The sequence below is a fragment of the Streptomyces sp. NPDC057616 genome (assembly GCF_042800575.1).
Classification (GTDB): Bacteria; Actinomycetota; Actinomycetes; order Streptomycetales; family Streptomycetaceae; genus Streptomyces.
This window is the reverse complement of the sequence record NZ_JBHVGU010000019.1, coordinates 169,712-190,531: the sequence shown is the minus strand read 5'-3', so window position 1 is coordinate 190,531 and position 20,820 is coordinate 169,712. Positions and strand designations below refer to the sequence as shown.

Annotated in this window: 21 protein-coding genes and 4 pseudogenes; 12 read left to right on the top strand and 13 right to left on the bottom strand. The window is 73.0% G+C overall.

What is annotated here, in order from left to right; translation table 11 throughout:
- Nucleotides 1-226 precede the first annotated feature (226 nt).
- Nucleotides 227-865 (top strand): annotated as a pseudogene (locus ACFU97_RS24720) (hypothetical protein); the annotation flags it as partial.
- A gap of 100 nt (nucleotides 866-965) precedes the next feature.
- Nucleotides 966-1,241, top strand: coding sequence for a hypothetical protein (locus tag ACFU97_RS24715; protein WP_384260210.1), 276 nt, complete (start codon nucleotides 966-968; stop codon nucleotides 1,239-1,241).
- A gap of 50 nt (nucleotides 1,242-1,291) precedes the next feature.
- Here ACFU97_RS24715 and ACFU97_RS24710 read toward each other — a convergent pair.
- Nucleotides 1,292-1,570: pseudogene (locus tag ACFU97_RS24710) on the bottom strand (rhamnogalacturonan lyase); the annotation flags it as partial.
- 142 nt (nucleotides 1,571-1,712) lie between these two features.
- Nucleotides 1,713-2,663 (bottom strand): helix-turn-helix transcriptional regulator, encoded by a 951-nt coding sequence (locus ACFU97_RS24705; RefSeq protein WP_384260208.1) that lies wholly within the window; start codon nucleotides 2,661-2,663, stop codon nucleotides 1,713-1,715.
- Nucleotides 2,664-2,702: 39 nt separating this feature from the next.
- Here ACFU97_RS24705 and ACFU97_RS24700 point away from each other — a divergent pair, with 39 nt between their 5' ends.
- Together ACFU97_RS24700 and ACFU97_RS24695 are read left to right on the top strand one after the other, a co-directional pair.
- Entirely contained in the window at nucleotides 2,703-3,182 is a 480-nt protein-coding gene (locus tag ACFU97_RS24700) for a hypothetical protein (RefSeq protein WP_384260206.1), read from the top strand.
- Nucleotides 3,179-3,643 carry a hypothetical protein gene (locus ACFU97_RS24695; protein ID WP_384260204.1) on the top strand — a complete coding sequence of 155 codons (465 nt, stop codon included), beginning with the start codon at nucleotides 3,179-3,181 and terminating at the stop codon, nucleotides 3,641-3,643. The genes ACFU97_RS24700 and ACFU97_RS24695 overlap by 4 nt, the downstream gene beginning before the upstream one ends.
- Here ACFU97_RS24695 and ACFU97_RS24690 read toward each other — a convergent pair.
- Both ACFU97_RS24690 and ACFU97_RS24685 read right to left on the bottom strand, forming a co-directional pair.
- The gene (locus tag ACFU97_RS24690; protein WP_384260202.1) at nucleotides 3,624-4,370 is read right to left on the bottom strand and encodes a class I SAM-dependent methyltransferase; all 747 of its coding nucleotides are present in this window, start codon (nucleotides 4,368-4,370) and stop codon (nucleotides 3,624-3,626) included. The two genes, ACFU97_RS24695 and ACFU97_RS24690, sit on opposite strands and share 20 nt — an antisense overlap.
- Nucleotides 4,371-4,374: 4 nt before the next feature.
- Nucleotides 4,375-4,680 carry a 4a-hydroxytetrahydrobiopterin dehydratase gene (locus tag ACFU97_RS24685; RefSeq protein ID WP_384260200.1) on the bottom strand — a complete coding sequence of 102 codons (306 nt, stop codon included), beginning with the start codon at nucleotides 4,678-4,680 and terminating at the stop codon, nucleotides 4,375-4,377.
- Nucleotides 4,681-4,872: 192 nt separating this feature from the next.
- Here ACFU97_RS24685 and ACFU97_RS24680 point away from each other — a divergent pair, with 192 nt between their 5' ends.
- Nucleotides 4,873-5,703, top strand: coding sequence for a helix-turn-helix domain-containing protein (locus tag ACFU97_RS24680; RefSeq protein ID WP_384260198.1), 831 nt, complete (start codon nucleotides 4,873-4,875; stop codon nucleotides 5,701-5,703).
- Here ACFU97_RS24680 and ACFU97_RS24675 read toward each other — a convergent pair.
- The gene (locus ACFU97_RS24675) at nucleotides 5,685-6,110 is read right to left on the bottom strand and encodes a hypothetical protein (RefSeq protein WP_384260195.1); all 426 of its coding nucleotides are present in this window, start codon (nucleotides 6,108-6,110) and stop codon (nucleotides 5,685-5,687) included. The genes ACFU97_RS24680 and ACFU97_RS24675 overlap by 19 nt on opposite strands.
- Nucleotides 6,111-6,375: 265 nt before the next feature.
- Between ACFU97_RS24675 and ACFU97_RS24670 the strand changes: the two genes are divergently transcribed.
- The 5 genes and pseudogenes from ACFU97_RS24670 to ACFU97_RS24650 all read left to right on the top strand — a co-directional run bounded on the left by ACFU97_RS24670 (nucleotide 6,376) and on the right by ACFU97_RS24650 (nucleotide 9,506).
- Nucleotides 6,376-7,239: a helix-turn-helix domain-containing protein gene (locus ACFU97_RS24670; protein ID WP_384260193.1), complete on the top strand. Its 864-nt coding sequence runs from the start codon at nucleotides 6,376-6,378 to the stop codon at nucleotides 7,237-7,239.
- 50 nt (nucleotides 7,240-7,289) lie between these two features.
- Complete coding sequence (locus ACFU97_RS24665; RefSeq protein ID WP_384260190.1) at nucleotides 7,290-8,102, top strand: SAM-dependent methyltransferase; 813 nt, start codon at nucleotides 7,290-7,292, stop codon at nucleotides 8,100-8,102.
- A 95-nt stretch (nucleotides 8,103-8,197) separates the two neighbouring features.
- Entirely contained in the window at nucleotides 8,198-8,368 is a 171-nt protein-coding gene (locus ACFU97_RS24660) for a hypothetical protein (protein ID WP_384260233.1), read from the top strand.
- Nucleotides 8,368-8,862, top strand: a complete 495-nt coding sequence (gene narJ, locus ACFU97_RS24655) for a nitrate reductase molybdenum cofactor assembly chaperone (protein WP_384260187.1) — start codon at nucleotides 8,368-8,370, stop codon at nucleotides 8,860-8,862. The genes ACFU97_RS24660 and narJ overlap by 1 nt, the downstream gene beginning before the upstream one ends.
- 41 nt (nucleotides 8,863-8,903) lie before the next feature.
- Nucleotides 8,904-9,506: pseudogene (locus tag ACFU97_RS24650) on the top strand (respiratory nitrate reductase subunit gamma).
- 69 nt (nucleotides 9,507-9,575) lie between these two features.
- Here ACFU97_RS24650 and dnaK read toward each other — a convergent pair.
- The 6 genes from dnaK to ACFU97_RS24620 all read right to left on the bottom strand — a co-directional run bounded on the left by dnaK (nucleotide 9,576) and on the right by ACFU97_RS24620 (nucleotide 17,542).
- Nucleotides 9,576-11,441: a molecular chaperone DnaK gene (gene dnaK, locus ACFU97_RS24645; protein WP_384260184.1), complete on the bottom strand. Its 1,866-nt coding sequence runs from the start codon at nucleotides 11,439-11,441 to the stop codon at nucleotides 9,576-9,578.
- Between the two features lie 109 nt (nucleotides 11,442-11,550).
- Nucleotides 11,551-11,979 carry an OsmC family protein gene (locus ACFU97_RS24640; RefSeq protein ID WP_115910230.1) on the bottom strand — a complete coding sequence of 143 codons (429 nt, stop codon included), beginning with the start codon at nucleotides 11,977-11,979 and terminating at the stop codon, nucleotides 11,551-11,553.
- A gap of 56 nt (nucleotides 11,980-12,035) precedes the next feature.
- Entirely contained in the window at nucleotides 12,036-13,832 is a 1,797-nt protein-coding gene (locus tag ACFU97_RS24635) for a hypothetical protein (RefSeq protein WP_384260180.1), read from the bottom strand.
- Nucleotides 13,829-14,890, bottom strand: a complete 1,062-nt coding sequence (locus ACFU97_RS24630; protein ID WP_384260178.1) for an ATP-binding protein — start codon at nucleotides 14,888-14,890, stop codon at nucleotides 13,829-13,831. Before ACFU97_RS24630 ends, ACFU97_RS24635 begins: the two co-directional genes overlap by 4 nt.
- Nucleotides 14,891-14,981: 91 nt before the next feature.
- On the bottom strand, nucleotides 14,982-17,042 hold the full coding sequence (locus ACFU97_RS24625; protein ID WP_384260176.1) for an alkaline phosphatase family protein: 2,061 nt from the start codon (nucleotides 17,040-17,042) through the stop codon (nucleotides 14,982-14,984).
- Nucleotides 17,043-17,140: 98 nt separating this feature from the next.
- Nucleotides 17,141-17,542: a hypothetical protein gene (locus tag ACFU97_RS24620; RefSeq protein WP_108006316.1), complete on the bottom strand. Its 402-nt coding sequence runs from the start codon at nucleotides 17,540-17,542 to the stop codon at nucleotides 17,141-17,143.
- Nucleotides 17,543-17,626: 84 nt separating this feature from the next.
- On the opposite strand from ACFU97_RS24620, the gene ACFU97_RS24615 reads away from it, so the two are divergent.
- Nucleotides 17,627-18,400, top strand: coding sequence for an MBL fold metallo-hydrolase (locus tag ACFU97_RS24615; protein WP_384260172.1), 774 nt, complete (start codon nucleotides 17,627-17,629; stop codon nucleotides 18,398-18,400).
- Complete coding sequence (locus ACFU97_RS24610; protein WP_384260169.1) at nucleotides 18,397-19,014, top strand: DedA family protein; 618 nt, start codon at nucleotides 18,397-18,399, stop codon at nucleotides 19,012-19,014. Before ACFU97_RS24615 ends, ACFU97_RS24610 begins: the two co-directional genes overlap by 4 nt.
- 72 nt (nucleotides 19,015-19,086) lie before the next feature.
- On the opposite strand, the gene ACFU97_RS24605 is transcribed toward ACFU97_RS24610, so the two are convergent.
- Together ACFU97_RS24605 and ACFU97_RS24600 are read right to left on the bottom strand one after the other, a co-directional pair.
- Entirely contained in the window at nucleotides 19,087-20,172 is a 1,086-nt protein-coding gene (locus tag ACFU97_RS24605; protein WP_384260166.1) for an MBL fold metallo-hydrolase, read from the bottom strand.
- Nucleotides 20,169-20,820: pseudogene (locus ACFU97_RS24600) on the bottom strand (pyridoxal phosphate-dependent aminotransferase); the annotation flags it as partial. The gene ACFU97_RS24605 and the pseudogene ACFU97_RS24600, both read right to left, overlap by 4 nt.

Here is a 20,820-nt window from a genome sequence, read left to right as displayed (position 1 = left end):
CACTGGCTTTTGGCCCCACCGGCCGGGCGCCCCCTCCCGCACAGGGGCCGCCCGGCACTCGCACGTCTCCCACACGGAAGAACCCCCGTCGTGCGAAGAACCCGTGTTCTCGCGGCCGTGCTGGCGCCGGCCGCCGGACTTCCGTCGGGCAACGCACCCGCTCTGGCCGCGGCCGCTCCCGAAAGTGGGCCTCGCCGCCGACACGTGCACATGGAGGAACGCCCGGATCGACGGCGGGGGTTTCGTTCCCGGGATCGTGTTCAACCGCACGGAGAAGAACCTCGCCCACGCCCGCACCGACGGCTCGTCCTGGTCCGCGTCGAGCGGCATCCCGGCGGGCGCGGTCGTCGAGTCCGACCGGGTCGACCCGAAGACCTTCTACTGCTTCAAGTCCGGCACGTTCTAAGTCAGTTCGGACGGGGGCGCGAGCTTCACGGCCTCGGCCGCGAGCGGGCCGCCGAGCGGCGACAGCGTGCGCTTGAAGGCGCTGCCCGGCACGAAGGGCGACGTGTGGCCGGCGGGCGGCGCGAGTGACGGCGCGTACGGGCTGTGGCACTCCACCGACGGCGGGGCGAGCTTCACCAAGCTGGCGAACGTCGAGCAGGCCGACACCATCGGCCTCGGCAGGGCGGCGACCGGAGCCTCGTACCGGACCCTCCACACCAGCGCGAGGATCGGCGGCGTCCGCGGCATCTTCCGCTCCACCGACAAGTACAAGATCACCAACCAGCGGCAGGGCGGCTTCCAGGCCGACGTGCGGGTGACCAGCACCGGATCGAGCGCCTGGAGCGGCTGGAAGCCGAAAGGGGCGAACACGAAGCCCGCGTCGTTCACGCTGGGCGGTGAGACCTGCGCGGTCGCCTGACCGGCGGATGGTCACGATGGGTCGTCTTCGAGTTGCGGAGCGTACGGGGTCACGTGAGGCTGATCAAGGAAGTCACCCCATAGCTGTCGAAAGGACAGATATGTCGCAGCGCACCAGCAAGGCGACCCGCGCCCGCGTCGCGGCGATCCTCGCCGCTCCCGTACTCGCTCTGACCCTGATGGCGCCGAGCGCCTCCGCGGCGACCGCGACCGACACCCCCGCCGCGTGCGACGGGACGACCCATGTGTCCCTCATGGGCCACGAGGCCTGCCTGTCGTCCTCCTCGGACGACAGCTCCTCGTCGTCCGACCCGATCAGCGGGCTCCTGGGGGCCGTGACCGGTCTCCTGGGCGGGCTGCTCGGCGGGCTGCTCTGAGCACCCGGTGAGGCGGCCGTCCGCATCCCGCGGGCGGCCGCCTCCGCGTGTCACGGGGTGGAGACCGACGGCGGCGGCGCGGCCGCCGTCCCGTCGCCGATGAAGAAGCTCGGATGCGGTGGCTGGTTGTACGCCGTGTTCTGCCAGGCCAGTGCCGTGCGGTACTGGGTGTCGTGCAGCAGGGTCGTGATCCTCGTGCACGTCTCGTACGGCGTGGAGCAGATCCGCAGCGCCGTGTTGTCGCTCGTCGGCCGGACCACCTCCTCACGCCAGTCGCCGAGGATGTCCCCGGACAGGGCCGGGGTCGCCGTGCCGTTGTCGGAGTGGACGTGCCCATGCGCAGGAACTCCATGGGCGCGCTCGACGGACTCGACGGGCACCCGGACGAGCGTCCGGCCGCCCTCCTCCGTACGGACGACCACCGCGCGCGGCCGGGTCACGCCCGGCGCGAGCCTACGGGTTTCCGCCCCCTCAGTCGCCGTCGTTGCGTGCCGGGTTGCCGTACCTTTCGGCCAGTTCGGCCACCGTGCTCGCGAGGCGCGCCCGCAGTTCGGGCGGTTCGAGGACCTCCACGGACGTGCCCATGCGCAGGAACTCGCCATGAGCGCGCTCGACGGACTCGACGGGCACCCGGACGAGCGTCCGGCCGCCCTCCTCCGTACGGACGACGACCGCGCGCGGCAGAGTCACGCCCGGCGCGAGCCGGACGAGCGCCTCCGCGCGATACAGCCGGTCGTGGAAGTCGCGCTGGTAGGCAGTCCAGTAGGCGGCCAGGTCGAAGCCGTCCGGGCGCGTGAACTCCTCGCCGGTGGCGGCGAGCCGGAGGATCTGGTCGACCCGGAAGGTGCGCGGCCCGGGGCCCGCGACGACGTACCAGCGGCCCGCCTTGAGCACCAGTCCGTACGGCTCCAGCCGGCGCTCGACGTCGGTGGGTTCGGCCCAGCGGCGGTAGAGGACGTCGAGCACGCGGCCGTTCCACACGGCGTCGGCGACCTGGGGCAGGAACGGCGCCTCCTCGGCGTCCGCGTACCAGCCGGGTGCGTCGAGGTGGAAGCGGCCGCTGACGCGGTCCGCGTGGGCGCGCAGCTCCGGCGGCAGGGCGGCGCGCACCTTGAGCTGGGCGGCGGCCAGGATCGCGCCGAGGCCCAGTTCCGCGGCCGGGCCGGGGGCGCCGGCCAGGAACAGCGCCTCGGCCTCGTCGGCGGTGAGGCCGGTCAGGCGGGTGCGGTACCCGTCGAGCAGCCGGTAGCCGCCGGCGTGGCCCGCGTCGCCGTACAGCGGGACGCCGGCCGCGCCGAGCGCCTCCACGTCCCGGTAGACCGTGCGCACCGAGACCTCCAGCTCCTCGGCGAGCTGGGTGGCGGTCATCCGGCCCCGCGTCTGGAGGAGGAGCAGGATCGAGACGAGACGGCTGGACTTCACTGACACAGGATGTCAGTGAAGTCCTCCTAGCGTCGCCCCATGGCCTTCACGGAGAAACTCCTGACCGTGCCGCCGCCGATCCGGGTGGCAGGCCGGCACATCAAGCGCTACCACGTCACCGCCGACCCGGCGGGCATCGCGCCCGACGTGGAGAAGGCGGCGTACGCGATCCTGCCCGAGCTGCTGCCGGAGCCGGACGGGACCCCGCCGGTGACCTTCGTCGTCGTTCACCGGGGAAACGACGACGGTGCCTACGTCAACGCCTACAGCTGGGTCTGGGACAACGTCCTGCACTACGCGAACGCGGCCGCGGGCCAGCCGGTCGTCGGCTGCCCCGACCACGACCCCACCCACTTCGTCCGGCCCGAACTGCCCTGGATCGGCTGCGTCTTCGAGCTGCCGCCGCTCCAGTACGAACGGGACGCCTGGGTACGGCACATGCTCGTGCCCGACGTCCCGGACCTGGACGCCTACCTGACCGACTCCCTGCCCGAAGGAACCACCGGAGAGCGCCGATGAGCAGCCCGCACGACTTCGACTTCCTGCACGGCGCGTGGCAGGTCGCCCACCGCCGCCGCACCGACTTCCTCGACCCGGCCGGCGGCTGGCTGGAGTTCGCGTCCACCAGTCGGTGCCGGTCCCTGTTCGACGGCGCCGCGAACGTCGACGAGATCGATCTGCCCCGGCTCGGTGCGAAGGGACTGACCCTGCGGCTCTTCGACGTGGAGCGCGAGGAGTGGTCGCTGAACTGGTCCTCCAGCCGCACCGGCACCCTGTTCCCGCCGGTGACCGGCCGCTTCGACGGCGACCGCGGCGAGTTCTACGGCGACGACACGCACGACGGCAAGGACGTGCGCGTCCGCTTCGTCTGGTCGGGCGTCTCCCCCGCCGCCGCGCACTGGGAGCAGGCGTTCTCCACCGACGGCGGCGCGACCTGGGTGACCAACTGGACGATGGACTTCACGCGTCCGGCTTCCTGAAGGACCGCAGGCCGAACACCGGGTCGGCGCGCGGCCGGTCCTGGTCCGGGAGGGCGGCGAGCCCGGCGGCGAACCGCTCGGTGAGCGGGTCGCCGGGCGGCAGCGTGGTGAACCAGCCGCGCCCGAGGTCCGCCGCGGTGCGCTGCGGGCTGCGGCCCTGGCCGTGGCCCCGGAAGCCGGCCCGTCCGGCGGGCAGCAGTCCGCACGCCGCCGCGCCCTCCTCGACGAGGGGCGCGGCGTCCCGGGCCGCCCGGCGCGGCCGCCCGGCGAGCACGGCGTCGATGTCGCTGCCCACGTCGTGCGCGGCGGCCTTGTCGACGGTGGTGACGTACACCCCGCCGGGCCGCAGTACCCGGGCGCACTCGGCGACGACGCACCGGACGGCCTGCTCGTCGTCGAGCAGGTGCAGCAGCCAGACGCTGGTGACGGCGTCGAAGGTGCCGTCGGCGAAGGGCAGCCGGCGGCTGTCGGCCAGCACGACGGCGCCGGGCAGCCGTGCGGCCGCCATCCTGGCCATCCCGTACGTCAGGTCGGCGCCCGTCACCCGCAGGCCCGGACGGGCCGAGGCGAGTCTGCGGGTGACGATGCCGGTGCCGCAGGCGACGTCGAGGAGCCGGCCGGCGCCCTCGGGGACCAGGCCGAGGACGGCGGCCGCGGCCGCCGCCGCGCGGGGCTCGCCGCCCCGGCTGGCGTCGTAGGCCCCGGCCTCCTTGTCGTAGTCGAGCACGGCGTCACTGGGCTCCGTGGCCGGGCGCGAGCGCCTCCACCCTCTGCGCCAGCTCGAAGTCCTTCTCGGTGACGCTCCCGCCCGCGCTGTGCGTGTGCACGGACAGGGCGACCGTGTTGTACCCGAGGGTGAGGTCGGAGTGGTGGTTCAGCTCCTCCTGCACCTGCGCGACGTGCACGACCAGCGCCGTCGCCCCGAAGTGCGAGCCGAGGCGGTACAGGCGCGTGAGGCGGCCGTCGTCGACGGACCAGCCGGGCAGCTCCGCGAGCCGTTCCTCGATCTCCTTCTGCGACAGCGGTTCGACGGCCATGACCTCGCTCCTTCCCCGACGCCGGGTTCCCCTTCAGCCTGCCACACGCGAGTGACTACGGCCCTGGTCAGACGGGTGCCCGGGACGCACGGGCCGACACGTGCGGCGGGCGCCGCACGGCCCGCCCCCGCCGCTCGGCGGCCGGTGTCCCGCACCTCCGCCCGGCAGGTGTCCTCGACTACCGTCGTAGGTATGACCACTGCCGCGACCGGACCCTCCGCCTCCGCAGTCACCCCCGCCGACAAGGGCGTCGGCCCGCTGCTGCGGGCCTGGCGGGAGCGGCGGCGGGTGAGCCAGCTGGAGCTGGCGCTGCGGGCCGACTCCTCGGCCCGGCACATCAGCTTCATCGAGACGGGCCGCTCCCGGCCGAGCGAGGAGATGGTCCTGCGCCTCGCCGAGCACCTGGACGTGCCGGTGCGCGAGCGCAACGCCCTGCTGCTGGCGGCCGGTTACGCCCCGCACTACCCGGAGACCCCGCTGGACTCCCCGGAGCTGGAGACCCTGCGCGAGGGCATGGAGCGCCTCATCCAGGGCTACGAGCCCTACCCCGCGCTGGTGGTGGACGCGATGTACGACGTGGTCGCGGCCAACCGGGGCGTGGTGATGCTGATGGAGGGCGTCCCCGAGCACCTGCTGGAGCCGCCGCTGAACGTGATGCGGCTGACCCTGCACCCGGAGGGGCTGGCGCCGCGCATCCGCAACCTGCGCGAGTGGCGCGGCCATCTGCTCGCGCAGATGGAGCGGCAGATCGCGCTGTACCGCTCCGGGCCGCTGCGCGCGCTGTACGAGGAGGTCGCCGCCTATCCGGTGCCCGAGACGGCCGCGGACCGTGAACCGGCCGAGCCCGTCCCCTACTTCGCGCTGCCGATGCAGATCGAGCACGAGGGCCGGGTGCTGTCGTTCATCTCGTCGATCTCCACGTTCAACACCCCGATGGACGTGACCGTCGCCGAGCTGGCCATCGAGACGCTACTCCCGGCCGACCCGGCGACGGTCAAGTACCTTCACTCGCTGATGTCCTGACGGTTCCTCAGCGCCAGGTGCTGCAGGACGGCGAAGCCGGCGACCGTCAGTGCCTGGAGCACGGTCCACACCGCACCGGCCGCCGTCGGCGACAGCCACAGGGGCAGGGCGAGCAGACTCAGCGCGGTCCAGGCGAGGTTGGTCTCGATCACGGTCCGGACCAGCGGCGCGGCCGGCCGGGCCCGGGCGGCGAGCAGGCCCACGGCGGCGCCGTAGACCGCGAGGACCACGCCGAGGGCGAGCAGCAGGTCCCGCTCGACGCCGAGGAGGCGGCCGAGCGGCCCCGAAGCGGCAAGGTAGGCAAGGCCGTTCACACCGGTGACCACCGCGTCGAGCGCGAGGAAACGGCGCAGCGCGGCGTGCGGGTCGCTGGTGCGGGCGAGCGCGGTGAGCTGGGTCGCGGACATGGCGGATCACCCTCCGTCGGGTCGTGTCGCAGCAGGTGGGACCCGGGTTCCGGCCGGAATGCGCCGGCCGGAACCCGGTGCCACCACGATGCCGCGGACGGCCGGGGCGGTCGATTACCCCCGGGGTAAAGCGGGGTGCGCCCGGAGAGTGGTGATCGCGCGGTCGGTGCGCGTGGCGGGCGAGTCGCCGCAGACCCCGTGAGAAGGTCACCGGAACATGACACACTGCTTCGCGCATACTTAGGCGCGTATGGGGAGGCGTGGCGTGAGTGAGCGGCGTCCCGCGCCCACCGTGGGCCAGGTTGTGCTCGGCAAGCGTCTGCAGGAGCTGCGAGAGGCTGCGCAGCTCAAGCGTGAGGAGGCGGCGCGCGTCCTGCGGGTGGCCCCCGCGACCGTCCGGCGCATGGAGATGGCCGAGGTCGCGCTGAAGATCCCGTACGTACAGGTGCTGCTGGAGACGTACGGCGTCCCGGACGACGAGGCGGCCGCGTTCGTCGCCCTCGCCGAGGAGGCGAACCAGCCGGGCTGGTGGCAGCGGTTCCACGACGTGCTGCCGGACTGGTTCAGCCTGTATGTGAGCCTGGAGGGCGCCGCCACCCTGATCCGCTCCTACGAGCCGCACTTCGTGCCCGGGCTGCTGCAGACCGAGGACTACGCGCGCGCCGTGCTGGAGGCGGGCACCATAGGGCAGACCGGCCCCGACACCATCGAGCGCCATGTGTCGCTGCGGATGACCCGGCAACGGCTGCTGGAGAGACCCGACCCGCCCCACCTCTGGGTGATCATGGACGAAACGGTCCTGCGCCGCCCGGTGAGCATCCGCGGCGAGGTGATGCGCGAACAGCTCGACAAACTGCTGGAGTTCGCCGAGCGGGACCGGGTGACCCTCCAGCTGGCCGAGTTCAAGGACGGCCCGCACCCGGGGACGTACGCGCCCTTCACGCTGTTCCGCTTCGGCGAGCCCGAGCTGCCCGACATGGTCTTCACCGAGTACCTGACCGGAGCCCTCTACCTCGACTCCCGCACGGAGGTCTCCGCGCATCTGGAGGTCCTCGACCACATGACGGCGCGGGCCGCGTCGGCCCAGCGCACGCGCAAGATCCTGCGGGAGTACCGCGAGGACTTCTGATCACGCACGGCACCTTGTCCATCCCCTGCCTCTCGAGGAGAAGACACCGCATGCCCGGATCCAACCCCGCACCGCAGATCGACACCGGCCGTCCGCACCCCGCCCGCGTCTACGACTGGTGGCTGGGCGGCAAGGACAACTACCCGGTGGACGAGGAGCTGGCCCGCAGGATCCTCGCCCTGGACAACACCGCCGTGCGCGGGGCGCGGGCCAACAGGAGATTCATGCACCGGGCCGTGCGCACCGTCGCCGAGGCGGGCGTGCGGCAGTTCCTGGACATCGGCAGGGGCATCCCCACCGAGCCCAATCTGCACCGGATCGCGCAGGGCGTGGCACCGGAGTCCCGGGTGGTGTACGCCGACAACGACCCGATCGTGCTGCGGCACGCGCAGGCGCTGCTGCACGGCACCGCGGAGGGCTCCACGGACTACGTCCACGCGGACGTGCGGGACATGGACGCCCTGCTGGAGCGGGCCGCCGAGTCCCTGGACTTCGCGCGCCCCGTCGCCCTGTCGCTGGTCGCGCTCACCCACTACCTGGGTGACGAGGCCGACGGCGACGACGTCCACGGCCTGCTGCGGAAGTACGTCGCGGCCCTCGCCCCCGGCAGCCACCTGATCCTGTCGCAGGTCACGCCCGACCTCAATCCGGAGGCCGTCGCGAAGGCGGCGGACGCCTTCAAGGCCGGCGGCACCCCCTTCTTCCCGCGCCCGGTCACCGAGTTCCGGCGCTTCTTCGAGGGGCTGGAGCTGCTCGGCCCCGGTGTGATCCCGGTGACCGGCTGGCGTCCGGAGGCCGAGGACGTGGCGGCCCAGGCGGAGGGCGTCGTGCCGGTGTACGCGGGGGTCGCCCGCAAGCCCTGACGCCCTCGCGGCGTGCACCCGTACGGGTGCCGTGAACAGGTGCGTTCCCCCGCTCGCCCCTAGCGTCGAAGCTCAGGGCGAGCAAGGGAGCGCATGTGACCGACACGCTGACACCGCCCACCGAGCCGGGAGCGGCGCTGCTGCGCGCCGGGCGGTTCCTCCGCCCCGGCACGGCCGCGCCCGACCTGCACAGCATCGGGCTCGTGGGCGGGCGCGAGGCCGACGCCTCGGTGCCGGCCGGCCCGGCCGACGCGAAGGAGGTCTGATGCCCTCGGACGCCGTGCTGTACCAAGCCGCCGCGCTCTGTCTCACCTACCCCGACGAGGACTTCCGCGCCCGGCTGCCGCTGCTGCGCGAAGCCGCCCCGCAGCTGCGGGAGTTCGTCGACCACGCGGCCGTGACACCGGCCCGGGAGCTGGCCGAGCACTATGTGCGGGTCTTCGACCTGAAGAACCGGCACAGCCTCTACCTGAGCTGGTGGCGGGACGGCGACACCCGGCGGCGGGGCATGTCGCTGATGCGCTTCAAGGACGTCTACCGGGCCGCGGGGCTGGAGTTCGCCGGCGAGGAGCTGCCGGACTTCCTGCCCGCGGTCCTGGAGTACACGGCCCGCACCGGCGACACCGGCCTCCTCACCGAGTACCGCGACGCCCTGGACCGACTGCGCTCCCGGCTCACCGACTTCGGCACGCCGTACGCCTCCGTCCTGGACGCCGTGTGCGCCACGCTGCCGGCCGTCCGCTCCGGAGCGCGCCCATGACGACACTGCTGTGGGGCGTACTGCCGTAGGTCGCCTTCGCGTTGCTGATCGCGGGGCTGATCTGGCGCCACCGCTACGACAAGTGCGGGTGAACATCCCGCTCGTCCCAGCTCTACGAGTCGAAGCTGCTCAACATCGCCTCGCCGGCCTTCCACTACGGCATCCTCTTCGTGCCGGCCGGCCATCTCGTCGGCCTGTTCGTCCCCGCGTCCTGGACCGGCGCCGTCGGCGTCAGCGAGCGCACCTACCACCTGTTCTCGCTGTACGGCGGCACGGCGGCGGGCCTGCTGGCGGTCGCCGGGATCCTGCTGCTGCTCGCCGCGATCGTCCTCGGCATGGCCGCCAAGCTCAGCCACACCTCCGGCAACGGCTACGACCACCGCGGCACCGTCGCCCCCTGGGCCCGCAGCCTGTTCACCCTCCAGCCCGACACGAACCGCATGACGGGCGTGCCGGTGCTGTACCGGGTCCACGCCGCGGTCGGCATGGTCCTGATCGCCCTGGTCCCCTACACCCGCCTGGTCCACATGTACAGCGCGCCGCTGCAGTACCTCTTCCGCCCGTACCTGGTCCACCGCAGCCGCGACCCCAGGCGGCTGGGGCCGCGGCCGGAGCGCCGGGGCCGGGAGCGGACGCGGCTCTAGGGCCTGTGCCGGACGTCGCCGGGCAGGCGGGACCGTCGCAACAGGCCCTGGGGCCCGCCACGTAAGGCCCTAGGCGGCGCCGCCCTTCTCGTCGCGTTCCTCGTCGACGATCTCCGCGTCGACCACGCCCTCCTCGTCCTGCGGCGAGGTGTGCTGCTCGGTGCCGCCGTCCGCCTGGGGCTGCTCGGCCTGGGCGTACATGGCCTGGCCCATCTTCTGGCTGACGGAGGCCAGCTTCTCGACGCCGGTGCGCAGCTCGCTCGTCTCCGCGTTGCGTTCCAGCAGGCCCTTGAGCTCGGTCGCCGCCTCCTCGACCTCGGACCTGGTCTCGGCCGGGATCCGCTCCTCGTTCTCCCGCATGAACTTCTCTGTCTGGTAGACGAGCTGCTCCGCCTGGTTGCGGGTCTCGGCGGCCTCGCGGCGCTTGCGGTCCTCCTCCGCGTACTGCTCCGCCTCCCGCATCATGCGGTCGATGTCGTCCTTGGGCAGGGCCGAGCCGCCGGTCACCGTCATCTTCTGCTCGCGCCCGGTCGCCAGGTCCTTCGCCGAGACGTGCATGATGCCGTTGGCGTCGATGTCGAAGGCCACCTCGATCTGCGGCACCCCGCGCGGCGCGGGCGGCAGCCCCGTCAGGTCGAAGACGCCCAGCTTCTTGTTGTAGGCGGCGATCTCCCGCTCGCCCTGGTAGACCTGGATGCCCACCGACGGCTGGTTGTCCGCGGCCGTGGTGAAGATCTCCGAACGCCGGGTCGGGATGGTGGTGTTGCGCTCGATCAGCTTCGTCATGATGCCGCCCTTGGTCTCGATGCCCAGGGACAGCGGGGTGACGTCGAGCAGCAGGACGTCCTTGACGTCGCCGCGGATCACACCGGCCTGCAGCGCCGCGCCGACGGCCACGACCTCGTCGGGGTTGACGCCCTTGTGCGGGTCCTTGCCGGTGAGCTGCTTGACCAGCTCGGTGACGGCCGGCATCCGGGTGGAGCCGCCGACGAGGATGACGTGGTCCACCACGGACAGCTTGATGCCGGCGTCCTTGACCGCCTGGTGGAAGGGGGTCTTGCAGCGGTCGAGGAGATCGGCGGTGAGCTCCTGGAACTGGGCCCGGGTCATCTTCTCGTCGAGGTGCAGCGGGCCCTCGGCGGAGGCGGTGATGTAGGGCAGGTTGATCGTCGTCTCGGAGGAGCTGGAGAGCTCGATCTTGGCCTTCTCGGCGCCCTCCCGCAGCCGTTGCAGGGCCATCTTGTCCTTGCCGAGGTCGATGCCGTACTGCCCCTGGAACTTCTTCACCAGGTGCTCGACGATCCGCTGGTCCCAGTCGTCGCCGCCGAGGTGGGTGTCGCCGTTGGTGGCCTTGACCTCGATGACGCCGTCGCCGATCTCCAGCAGGGACACGTCGAAGGTGCCGCCGCCGAGGTCGAAGACGAGCACGGTCTGCTCCTCGCCCCGGTCCAGGCCGTAGGCGAGGGCGGCGGCCGTCGGCTCGTTGATGATCCGCAGCACCTTCAGGCCCGCGATCTCCCCGGCCTCCTTGGTCGCCTGCCGCTGCGAGTCGTCGAAGTACGCCGGCACGGTGATCACCGCGTCCGTGACGTCCTCGCCGAGGTAGGACTCGGCGTCCCGCTTGAGCTTCTGGAGCACCCGTGCGGACAGCTCCTGCGCGCGGTAGCGGGTGCCGTCGACGGAGCCCTGCTCCGGGAAGCGCCAGTGCGCGTCGCCCATGTACCGCTTCACCGAGCGGGCGGTCCGGTCCACGTTCGTCACGGCCTGCCGCTTGGCGACCTCCCCGACCAGCACCTCGCCGTTCTTGGCGAAGGCCACGACCGACGGCGTGGTCCTCGCTCCCTCCGCGTTGGCGACGACCGTGGGTTCGCCGCCCTCCAGAACGGCCACCACCGAGTTCGTGGTCCCGAGATCGATCCCGACCGCACGTGCCATGTCCGTCCCCTTCCGCCAGGGCACTCGTCACACACCAGCACAAAACTTGAGTGCAGGAATGTCAATGCCGCGCCCGGTTTCCGGGCGCGGCATCGCGGGAGGGGCGGGGTCAGGCGAGCTTCGCCGACAGGGTGATGGTCGTTCCGGTCAGGGCCTGGCTGACCGGGCAGTTCTTCTTCGCGTCCTCGGCGGCGGCGACGAAGGCGTCGTTGTCGATGCCGGGGACCGTGCCCTCGACGGTGAGGTGGATGCCGGTGATGCCCTCACCCGGCTGGAAATTCACGTCGGCCGAGGTGACGAGCTTGGTGGGCGGGGTACCGGCGCCGTTCAGGGCGTGCGACAGCGCCATGGAGAAGCAGCTGGAGTGGGCGGCGGCGATCAGCTCCTCGGGGCTGGTCTTGCCGTTGGCGTCCTGCGAGCGCGAGGCCCACGTGACCGGCTGCGCCGCGATGGCACCGGAGGAGTCGAAGTTGACGACCCCGTTGCCCTCGATCAGGTTGCCTTCCCAGACGGTGTGTGCGGAGCGCGTGGTTGCCACGGTGAATCCTTCCGAATTCCGGCTGTGCTTGGGATCCCATCCGATCACATTCCGTCTCATCGCACCCGGAAGACCGGCCCACGTGCGGTGAACGGCAGCCGGGCGCCCTGCGGGATCAGATACGCGTGCTCGCGCCGCACGCGCAGCACGTCGCACCAGCCGTCCGTGATCACCAGGACCGGCGCGCCCGGCGGGAAGTCGTCCGCGCGGTGCAGCAGGTCGATGCCGGGCTGCAGGACCGTGCCGCCGCGGCCGTGCACCCGGACCCGGCCGGCGATCTCGGTGACCGGGACGTAGCCCGCGTCGTGCGGCGCCGCGTCGCAGAAGATCACGCGGGCGGCCGGGACGTCGCGCGCCTCGGCGTAGGAGGCGATGGCGCCCAGCGCCTTGCCGAGCAGGGTGCGCTCCATGGAGCCGGAGGTGTCCAGGACCACGCCGAAGGTGCAGCGGGCGATCTCCTCGGGCGGGAAGTACCGGCCCGCGCGCGGGATGTCCGGGGTGGCGGACTGACGGCGCGAGGGGCGGGCGTAGGACCGCACGGGCTGCGGGCTCGGCACGAACTCGTCGAACCAGCGGGCCAGTTGGGCGTCCCAGGGCAGCGGCGGGTGGCTGAGCGCACGGATCTCCTCCACCAGGCCGCCGGGCAGGAAGCCGCGCTCCTGCCGCTGGTGCAGGTCCAGGCCCTGGCCCAGGCCGCGGCGGTAGAACGCGTCGAGGTCGACGTGGTCGCGCGGGCTGCCGAGCGGTGCGCCGAGGACGTCGCCCAGGCCCTTGCCGCGCAGGGTGGCCAGGCGGCGCATCCGGCGCAGGTCGCCGGTGATGCGGTCGTAGACCTCCTCGGCGGACAGGCCGGTGAGCTCCGGGTCGTGCAGCAGCCCTTCGGGCATCGTGCCGACCTGCATCTCGCACAGCCAGCCGTTGATCACGTAGTCGCAGGCGACGTTGAACAGGTACGGGTCGCGGGTGCCGCACCGGTCGCCGTGGCGCAGGGCGGCGTGCAGCATCTCGTGGGCGAGGATGAACCGCCACTCCTCGTCGTCGTAGCGGCGCTGCGGGTTGACGTAGATCTCGCCGGCCTCGGGGTTGACGGCGGCGACGGAAATGCCGTGCGCGCGGGCGAGTTCGGCGTCGGCGACCAGCGTGATGCCGGCCGCGATGCCACCGAGCAGCGGGTAGGAGGAGATGAACCAGCTCAGCGCCTTCTGCCAGGGCCGCCGCGGTACGAGCGCGCCGTCCAGGGTGTCGCGGCGGCCGCCCGCCAGGTCCATCGCCGCCGACACCGTCCGGGTCAGCGCGGCGGCGAACGCGAGCTGGTGGTCCGGCGGCCGGGACCAGCCCACCCACCGCACGAGCAACTGGTCGGGCTCCGCGCCCGCGGTGCCGCAGCGCTCGTAGACGGCCGGGAGCCCGTCCCGCCGCCAGCGCGCGGCGAGTTGCTCCTCGTCGCCGTCCGGATAGGAGGCGGGCAGGTCCTCGGGGACGGTGCCGACGGCGAAGGTCTGCAGGAAGCGGTCGACGACGACGCAGCGGGCGGCGAGGTCGAAGCGGTCCGGCTGGGTGCGCTCGCCCTTCGCCGCCGGGACGTGCCCGAAGCCGAGGTGCAGGATCGCGTGCGCGAGGGCCCGGGCCCAGGCGCCGGGGTCGGCGAGCCGGTGCGGGTGCACGTGCAGGTCGGCGTCGGAGTCGACGACCACCAGGCCCTCGCGGGGCGCGAACCTGCACTCCTCCTGCCGGCAGATGCCGAACTCCACGGCCGCGAGCGCCGGGTTGGCCTTGACCAGTCGCAGGCCCTCGGCGAACGCCTCGGCCGCGAGGTCCCGCTTCTTCTGCCCCTTGCCGCGGGCGCGGCTCACCGGCGCGCCTCCACCAGCCGCGGCATGTCCCGGGCGGCCTCGATGAGGAACCACGAGGGCAGCACGGGGTTGCCGTCGGCGTCGGAGGCGATGACGGTCTGCGCGACCTCCACGGAGATCTCGGCGAGCTGCACCAGCAGCGACTTGGCGCGGTACGCGGTCTGCCGGCCGTTCGCCGACATGTGCTCCTTGCTGACCGGGAGTTCCTTGATCAGCCGGCCGCGGAAGGACTCGGCGAGGTAGTAGAGCAGGTCGCGGTCCTCCGGGCGGTTCGGCCAGCGGGCGTCGCCCCTGATGACGGCCTCGATGCCGAACCGGCTGCGCACGATCTTGACGTAGCCGCAGAACGCGGTGGCGTGCCGCGGGGTGAGCGTGCCGTGGGCGAGGATCTTCAGCGTCTCCTCGTCGAGTTCGCGGCCGAAGGAGTGCAGCGTGTCGGAGAGCATGTGCCAGGAGCGGGGCGTGGAGAAGGGCTCCTCGGTCTTCGGCGGCCGGGACCACAGGTGGTCGGGCCGGTCGGTGAGGTGGTCCACGATCCACGGGTGGATGCCGTTCTGACCGGCCCAGGCCAGCCAGTCCTTCGGGGACGCCTCCAGATGGACGTGGGTGAGGCGGTTGACGAGGGCGGAGGCGATGGGGCGGGCGAGCGCGTTGTCCGTGGAGCGGTTGCCGGCGCCGATGACGATCGAGCCCTTCGGCAGCTCGTAGCTGCCGATACGGCGGTCAAGGATCAGCGAGTAGAACGCCTTCTGCACGTCCGGCGTCGCGGCGTTGAGCTCGTCCAGGAAAAGGCAGTAGGGCTCGTCGCGGGCGATGGCCTCCGGCGGGCAGAACACGGACCGGCCCTCGCGGATCTGCGGGACGCCGATCAGGTCCTCGGGTGCGAGCTGGGTGCCGAGCAGGCTCACGCACTCCAGTCCCAGCGACTCGGCGAAGTCCCGTACGAGGGAGGACTTTCCGATGCCGGGGGCGCCCCAGATGAAGACCGGCCGCACGGTCGCGAGACCGAGCAGCAACTCCGGTATCCGGGCGGGCGTGACGGTGACGGCTGCCTGCACGCAGCAACTCCAGGGGTCGAGAAGGGCGCACAGGGGCGCGATGTCCGATACGGACAGTGTGTGCGTACGGATCAGCGGGCGCAGCCCATTTTCACGCGGCCCGCTCCTCCGGCTCCGTGCCGAGCGGCACCTGGGGGCCGTTGGACTCGCGCAGCCAGCGGCGCAGGACGCGGTGCACCTGCTCGGCGCCCACGAGGTCGGCGCCGGTCTCGACCGGCTCGGAGAAGGCGAGCGGGGAGAGCAGGAACGGCCGGGCCTGCGCGCCGCCGAGCCCGCCGTGCGAGCCGATCTGCTCCTCGAAGGCCAGCACCTCGCCGTCGGCCGGGTCGTGGAAGGAGTTGACCATGATGTCGGCGGTGTGCGCGAAGGAGTGCGTGCGCCGGACGGCGTCGGCGGCGCCGGGGCCGAACACCTCCAGCGGGCCCGGCTTGTCGTCGAGCATGTCGAGCGGGATCTCCGCGCCGTACGCGCCCAGCACGACCCCGCCGTGCTCCTCGCTGCGCACCAGCAGGAAGGCGATGCCGGGGTGGTTGGCGAGCGTGGTCAGCAGGGCCGGGTGGCGGGCGTCGATCTCCTCCTTGCTCATCCGGTGCGGCACGTCCGGGAAGGAGACCAGACCGAGGTTGCCCGAGGCCAGCACCAGCGGCTCGGAGCGGCGGCCGGCGGGGGGCTGCTGCTCGCCGCCCGCCTCCACGGGCCGGCGCAGCGCGGCCCGTACGGCGGCGCGGGCCTCGGCCCCGCTGTGGGTGCGCCGTGCCTTGCGCGGCACGGGCAGCCCGCAGCCGGCCCGCACCAGGTCGCCCAGGCCCAGGCCGTAGCGGGCGCGGAAGGTCTCGCCGGGGCTCTGCCCGTGGTCGGACAGGACGACGATCCGGTACGGCCGCGGGGCGTGCTCGGCGACCTGGGCGATCAGGGCCAGGGCGCGGTCCAGGCGTTCGAGGACCTTCTCGGCGTCCCGGCTCGCCGGCCCGGAGTGGTGCGCCACCTCGTCGTAGGCGACGAGGTCGGCGTAGACGGCGGCGCGTCCGGCGAGCATGTCGCCCATCACCGCGGCGACGACGACGTCGCGTTCGACGACGGTCGCGAAGGCGCGGACGAGCGGGTAGAGGCCGCCGCGGGCGACGCGCGGCCGCTGCTTGCGCAGGACGGCCCGGGTGGACTGGCCGATCTCCCGCCCGACCTCGGCGACGAAGGACATGGCGGTGCGCACGGCGTTGGCCGGGTCGGAGAAGTAGGCGAAGTAGCCCGCCCGGGAGCGGTTCTCCCGGCCGCGGCGGCGGGTGGCGATGGACAGCACCAGGGCCTGCTCGTCGGCGCCGCCGCTGAAGAGGTTGCCGCGGCTCGCGCCGTCGGCGCCGAGCAGCCCGCCGTCGCCGGTGCGCTCCACGGCGCGGCGCTGGAGCTCGGCGGCGCTGGTCGGCCTGTTGCAGACCATCACCTCGCCGGTGTCCTTCTCGTACCAACGGAAGGCCGGGATGTCGTGGTTGCTGCCGTGCAGGATGCCGAGCTGGCTGGCGCCGGTCTGGCTGGACCAGTCGGTGCGCCAGGGGGTGAGCCGGTGGGTGCCCTCCAGCCACCGCGCCACCGTCGGCATCACGCCCTTCCCGGCCGCCGCGACGAGCACGTCGTGGCCGACGCCGTCGAGCTGCAGGAAGACCGTGCCCGGGGTGGACGGGCCCGGGGGGCCGTGCCGGCGGCGGCGGTCGGAGAGGCGGTAGAGGCGGCGCCGGTAGGCGTCGTCGTCGCGGACCGTCAGGGCGGCGCCGGTCGCGGAGGCCACGGCGGACATGACGGCGGCCACCACCACGGCCGTCTCGGGGGCCGCCTCGGCGCTGCTTGCGGGGTTGAGCCGCAGGGCGACCAGCAGCAGGGAGCCGTTCAGGACGAAGACCAGCAGCCCCAGCACGAGCGCGGGCACGAGCAGCAGCAGCCGGACCAGCAACGGCCAGACCAGGGCCGAGAGCAGACCGAAGGCGCCGGCGCCGAACGCGGCGGTCACGGCGATGTGGGTGGCGCTCTCGCCGTCCGGGGACTGGAGGCGGAAGTCCGGCAGGATGCCGGCGAGCACGAGCATGGTGAGGGTGGAGACCGCCCACACCGTGACGCTCCGCCCCACCTGACTGGCGATCCGCCGCCACCGCCCGCCACGCACGCCCAGTCCACCTCACGTCCTGGCCCGTCGTCGGTGCGGGCCTGCACTCAGACTGTCATACGGGCCGGGCAACCCGTTTCCACCGCGGCAGGGCGGGCTCAGCGCCCGTCGTACCCGGCGGTCGGCATGGACAGGCGCCGGTGCACCCGCGCCTTCATCTGCGCGTCGTAGCAGGGTTCGGCGAAGCCCACGGTCTCGACCCTGACCCCGCGCCGGGCGCACTCCGCGGTGAACTCCTCGACGGAGGACAGGGCGCTCTCCAGCACCCGCCGGCTGGGCGCCACGAACAGGTCGACGCCCGGGCGGACGCCGTCCCACAGCACGCAGTGGTCCGCGCGCAGCCCCCGCACCAGGAGCTCCCGGCTGACGATGTAGCCCCGCTCGGCGGCCCAGCGCGCGCACATCGCGTGCTGGCTGCGGGAGTCCACCAGGAAGGGATCGGCGTCCAGTTCCTCGAGCGGCGTCAGACTCGCGATCGCCGTGACACGCACCGGTCCCATGGCGTCCCCCTCACCTCTGGGTTTCGGCGCCGACCCTACTCCTGCCCGTAGGCTTCGGGGGAGTCGCGCGAAGGAGGCAAAGAGGTGCCGGTGGAGATCACCTGGTGGGGTCACGCGACCTGCACGGTCACCGACTCGGACGTACGCCTGCTCACCGACCCCCTGTTCGCGCGCCGCCTCGCCCACCTCCGCCGCCGCCGCGGGGCGCTGCCGCCGCCGGGCGCCTGGCGCGCCGACGCCGCCCTGGTCTCGCATCTGCACGCCGACCACCTGCACGTTCCGTCCCTTGAACGGCTCGCCGAGGGCACGCGCCTGCTGGTGCCCCGGGGCGCACCCCGGGCGGTCCCCGGACTGCGCCGGCTCACTCATCTCAGGGTGAGCGAAGTGGCGCCCGGGGACCGGGTGACGATCGGTGAGGTCGTGGTACGGGTCGTCCCCGCGCACCACGACGGACGGCGGCTGCCGCTCGGCCCGCACCGCTGCCCCGCGCTCGGCTACGTCGTCGAGGGCGAGGCGCGCACCTACTTCGCCGGGGACACCGGGCTGTTCGACGCGATGGCGCGGGAGGTCGGGCCGGTCGACGTGGCGCTGCTGCCGGTGGGCGGCTGGGGCCCGTTCCTCGGCGAGGGGCATCTGGACGCGGGCCGGGCTGCCCGGGCGCTGGCCCGGCTCGCGCCGCGCAGCGCGGTCCCGGTGCACTACGGCACCTACTGGCCGGTCGGGATGGACGCGGTGCGGCCGCACGAATTCCACTCCCCCGGCGACGAGTTCGTGCGCCTCGCGGCCGACTACGCCCCGGACGTCGCGGTGCACCGGCTCGGGCACGGGGAGAGCGTACGGCTGGAGGCCGCCCGGTGACGTGGCTCTCCCTGCCGTCGACCGTGCCGCCGGAGTCCACCCAGCAGGCGCTGGGCTATCCCTCGCTGTTCCTGCTGGTGCTGTTCGGGGCGCTGGTGCCGGTGATTCCGACGGGGGCGCTGGTGAGTTCGGCGGCCGTGGTGGCCTTCCACCAGACGGCGCCCTTCTCCCTGGCGCTGGTCTTCGTGACGGCGTCGCTGGCCGCGTTCCTCGGGGACGCGGCGCTGTACTGGCTCGGCCGGCGCGGGATGAAGTCGAAGAACGGCTCGCGGTGGCTGGAGGCGATACGGGCGCGGGCGCCTCAGGACCGGCTGGAGCAGGCGCAGGGGAAGCTGGCGGAGCACGGGGTGGCCGTGCTGGTGCTCTCCCGGCTGGTGCCGGCCGGGCGGATTCCGGTGATGCTGGCCTGTCTGATGGCGAAGTGGCCGCTGCGGCGGTTCGCCCGGGGGAACCTGCCGGCGTGCGTCGCCTGGGCGGTGACGTATCAGGTGATCGGGATCCTGGGGGGCTCGCTGTTTCCCGAGCCCTGGGAGGGTGTGGTGGCGGCGGTCGCGCTGACCGTGGCGATCAGCGCGGCGCCGAGCGTCTGGAAGCGGGTTCGCTCCGCGGGGTGACGGTCGTGGCGGGGTGCCGGTTCCTCGCGGGGTGCCGGTCGGTGGGGGTTGATCGCGCAGTTCCCCGCGCCCCTAAGGGAGTTGCAGGACCCGGGACGCTCCGATCGGGAGGTCCCACAGATCCTCGCGGTTCAGGCCCGCCTTGTCCCACGCCTCGCGGACTCGGGTGAGGGGTTCCAGGACCGGTTCCGCCGAGAGGACGAAGGTGGCCCAGTGCATCGGGGCCATTCTCTTCGCGCCGACGTCCTGGGCCGCCCGTACCGCCTCCTCCGGGTCGCAGTGGACGTCGCTGAGCCACCAGCGGGGGTCGTAGGCGCCGATGGGCAGGAGGGCCAGGTCGATGCCCGGGTAGCGGCGGCCGATCCGGGAGAACCAGTGTCCGTAGCCCGTGTCGCCGGCGAAGTACACGCGCCGTCCGTCGGGGGCCGTGAGGACCCAGCCGCCCCACAGGGAGTGGCAGGTGTCGGTGAGGGTGCGCTTGGACCAGTGGTGGGCGGGGACGAAGTCGAGCCGGACGCCGCCGAGTTCGGACGCCTCCCACCAGTCCAGCTCGGTGACGAGGGTGAAGCGGCGGCGCCGGAACCAGGCGCCGAGTCCGGCGGGCACGAACACCGGGGTGTCGCGCGGGAGCCGGGCCAGCGTGGGGGCGTCCAGGTGGTCGTAGTGGTTGTGGCTGATGACGACCGCGTCCACGCGCGGGAGGCTGTGCCAGTCGATGCCCACCGGGGTGATGCGCGCGGGGGTGCCGAGGATGCGGCGGGACCAGACCGGATCGGTGAGGACGGTCAGACCGCCGATCTGCACGACCCAACTGGCGTGCCCCGCCCAGGAGACGGCGACGGTGCGGGAGTCGACGCGGGGCACCGGACCGGGTTCGCACGGGAGCCGGGAGATGTCCGCGAGGCCCTCGGGCCCGGGGCGGATGGAGCCTTCGCGGGCGAAGCGGGCCATGGCCTTCAGACCGGGCAGCGGAGCGGTCAGGCGGTCGTGGAAGGTGCGCGGCCAGACCCGGCGCTCGCCCGGCGGGCGGGGCTCGGCCAGAGGCGGGAACGGGGCCGCGAACCTCCGCGTGGACGCGGGGCCTTCGGCCTCCCGGACGGTCATTCCGGTGCTCGTGCCGGTGCCCGTGCTGGTGGTCGACTCGGACTGCTGCGTCATCGAGGAGGCTCCCATCGCTGAGCGTCGTCGCGAAGGTCGTCGAAGACCGACTTCACATGGTTCAACGCGCGTTGCACATGTGGCAGTTCCAACGGTGCGGGGGAGGTGAGGCATTCCGCGCGTTCCTCGTCCGTATGCCCCAGGAGCGGGCCCGTGGACAGCCGTACGCGCAGCGCGCCGAGTTCGTCGCCGAAGCGGTGGCCGCCGGGCGCGGGCATGCCGAGCCGGACGGAGAGGAAGTCCTCAAGTTCCTGCGCGTCGCCCACGCCGTGGGCGGTGAGCGCCGGGCGCAGCGGGCCGAGGTCGGCGTAGAGGTGGCGGCCGGCCTTCGGAGGCCTGGCGAGGGTGCCCGTCGCGACGATCTCCCGGTGCATGGCGGCGGCCACGCGCGCGTGCAGGCGTACGGCGGCGGCCACCCGCGCGGTGACCGGCTCCGGCTCGTCCAAGGCGTAGGCGGCGGAGGCGGCGACCGGCCCCGCGATCCGGGCGCCGAGCGCGGTCAGCACGTCGAGCACGCGCGCGTGCAGGTCGCGGGCGGAGGGAGCCGCCGGGGAAAGGGGGAAAGAGGAAGGCAAAACCGGCGGGGAAAGAATACCCACAAAACTCGGGACAAAAACGGCAAGGTCGTTCAGAATCCCGAGGGGAAGA

What these genes read in the sequence shown, in the direction of transcription:
- ACFU97_RS24695 (WP_384260204.1), top strand. Translation starts at nt 3,179, where the DNA reads ATGAGCAGCCCGCACGACTTCGACTTCCTGCACGGCGCGTGGCAGGTC.
- ACFU97_RS24665 (WP_384260190.1), top strand. Translation starts at nt 7,290, where the DNA reads ATGCCCGGATCCAACCCCGCACCGCAGATCGACACCGGCCGTCCGCAC.
- ACFU97_RS24685 (WP_384260200.1), bottom strand. Translation starts at nt 4,680, where the DNA reads ATGGCCGTCGAACCGCTGTCGCAGAAGGAGATCGAGGAACGGCTCGCG.
- ACFU97_RS24605 (WP_384260166.1), bottom strand. Translation starts at nt 20,172, where the DNA reads ATGACGCAGCAGTCCGAGTCGACCACCAGCACGGGCACCGGCACGAGC.
- dnaK (WP_384260184.1), bottom strand. Translation starts at nt 11,441, where the DNA reads ATGGCACGTGCGGTCGGGATCGATCTCGGGACCACGAACTCGGTGGTG.
- ACFU97_RS24680 (WP_384260198.1), top strand. Translation starts at nt 4,873, where the DNA reads ATGACCACTGCCGCGACCGGACCCTCCGCCTCCGCAGTCACCCCCGCC.
- narJ (WP_384260187.1), top strand. Translation starts at nt 8,368, where the DNA reads ATGCCCTCGGACGCCGTGCTGTACCAAGCCGCCGCGCTCTGTCTCACC.
- ACFU97_RS24620 (WP_108006316.1), bottom strand. Translation starts at nt 17,542, where the DNA reads ATGGGACCGGTGCGTGTCACGGCGATCGCGAGTCTGACGCCGCTCGAG.
- ACFU97_RS24715 (WP_384260210.1), top strand. Translation starts at nt 966, where the DNA reads ATGTCGCAGCGCACCAGCAAGGCGACCCGCGCCCGCGTCGCGGCGATC.
- ACFU97_RS24700 (WP_384260206.1), top strand. Translation starts at nt 2,703, where the DNA reads ATGGCCTTCACGGAGAAACTCCTGACCGTGCCGCCGCCGATCCGGGTG.
- ACFU97_RS24675 (WP_384260195.1), bottom strand. Translation starts at nt 6,110, where the DNA reads ATGTCCGCGACCCAGCTCACCGCGCTCGCCCGCACCAGCGACCCGCAC.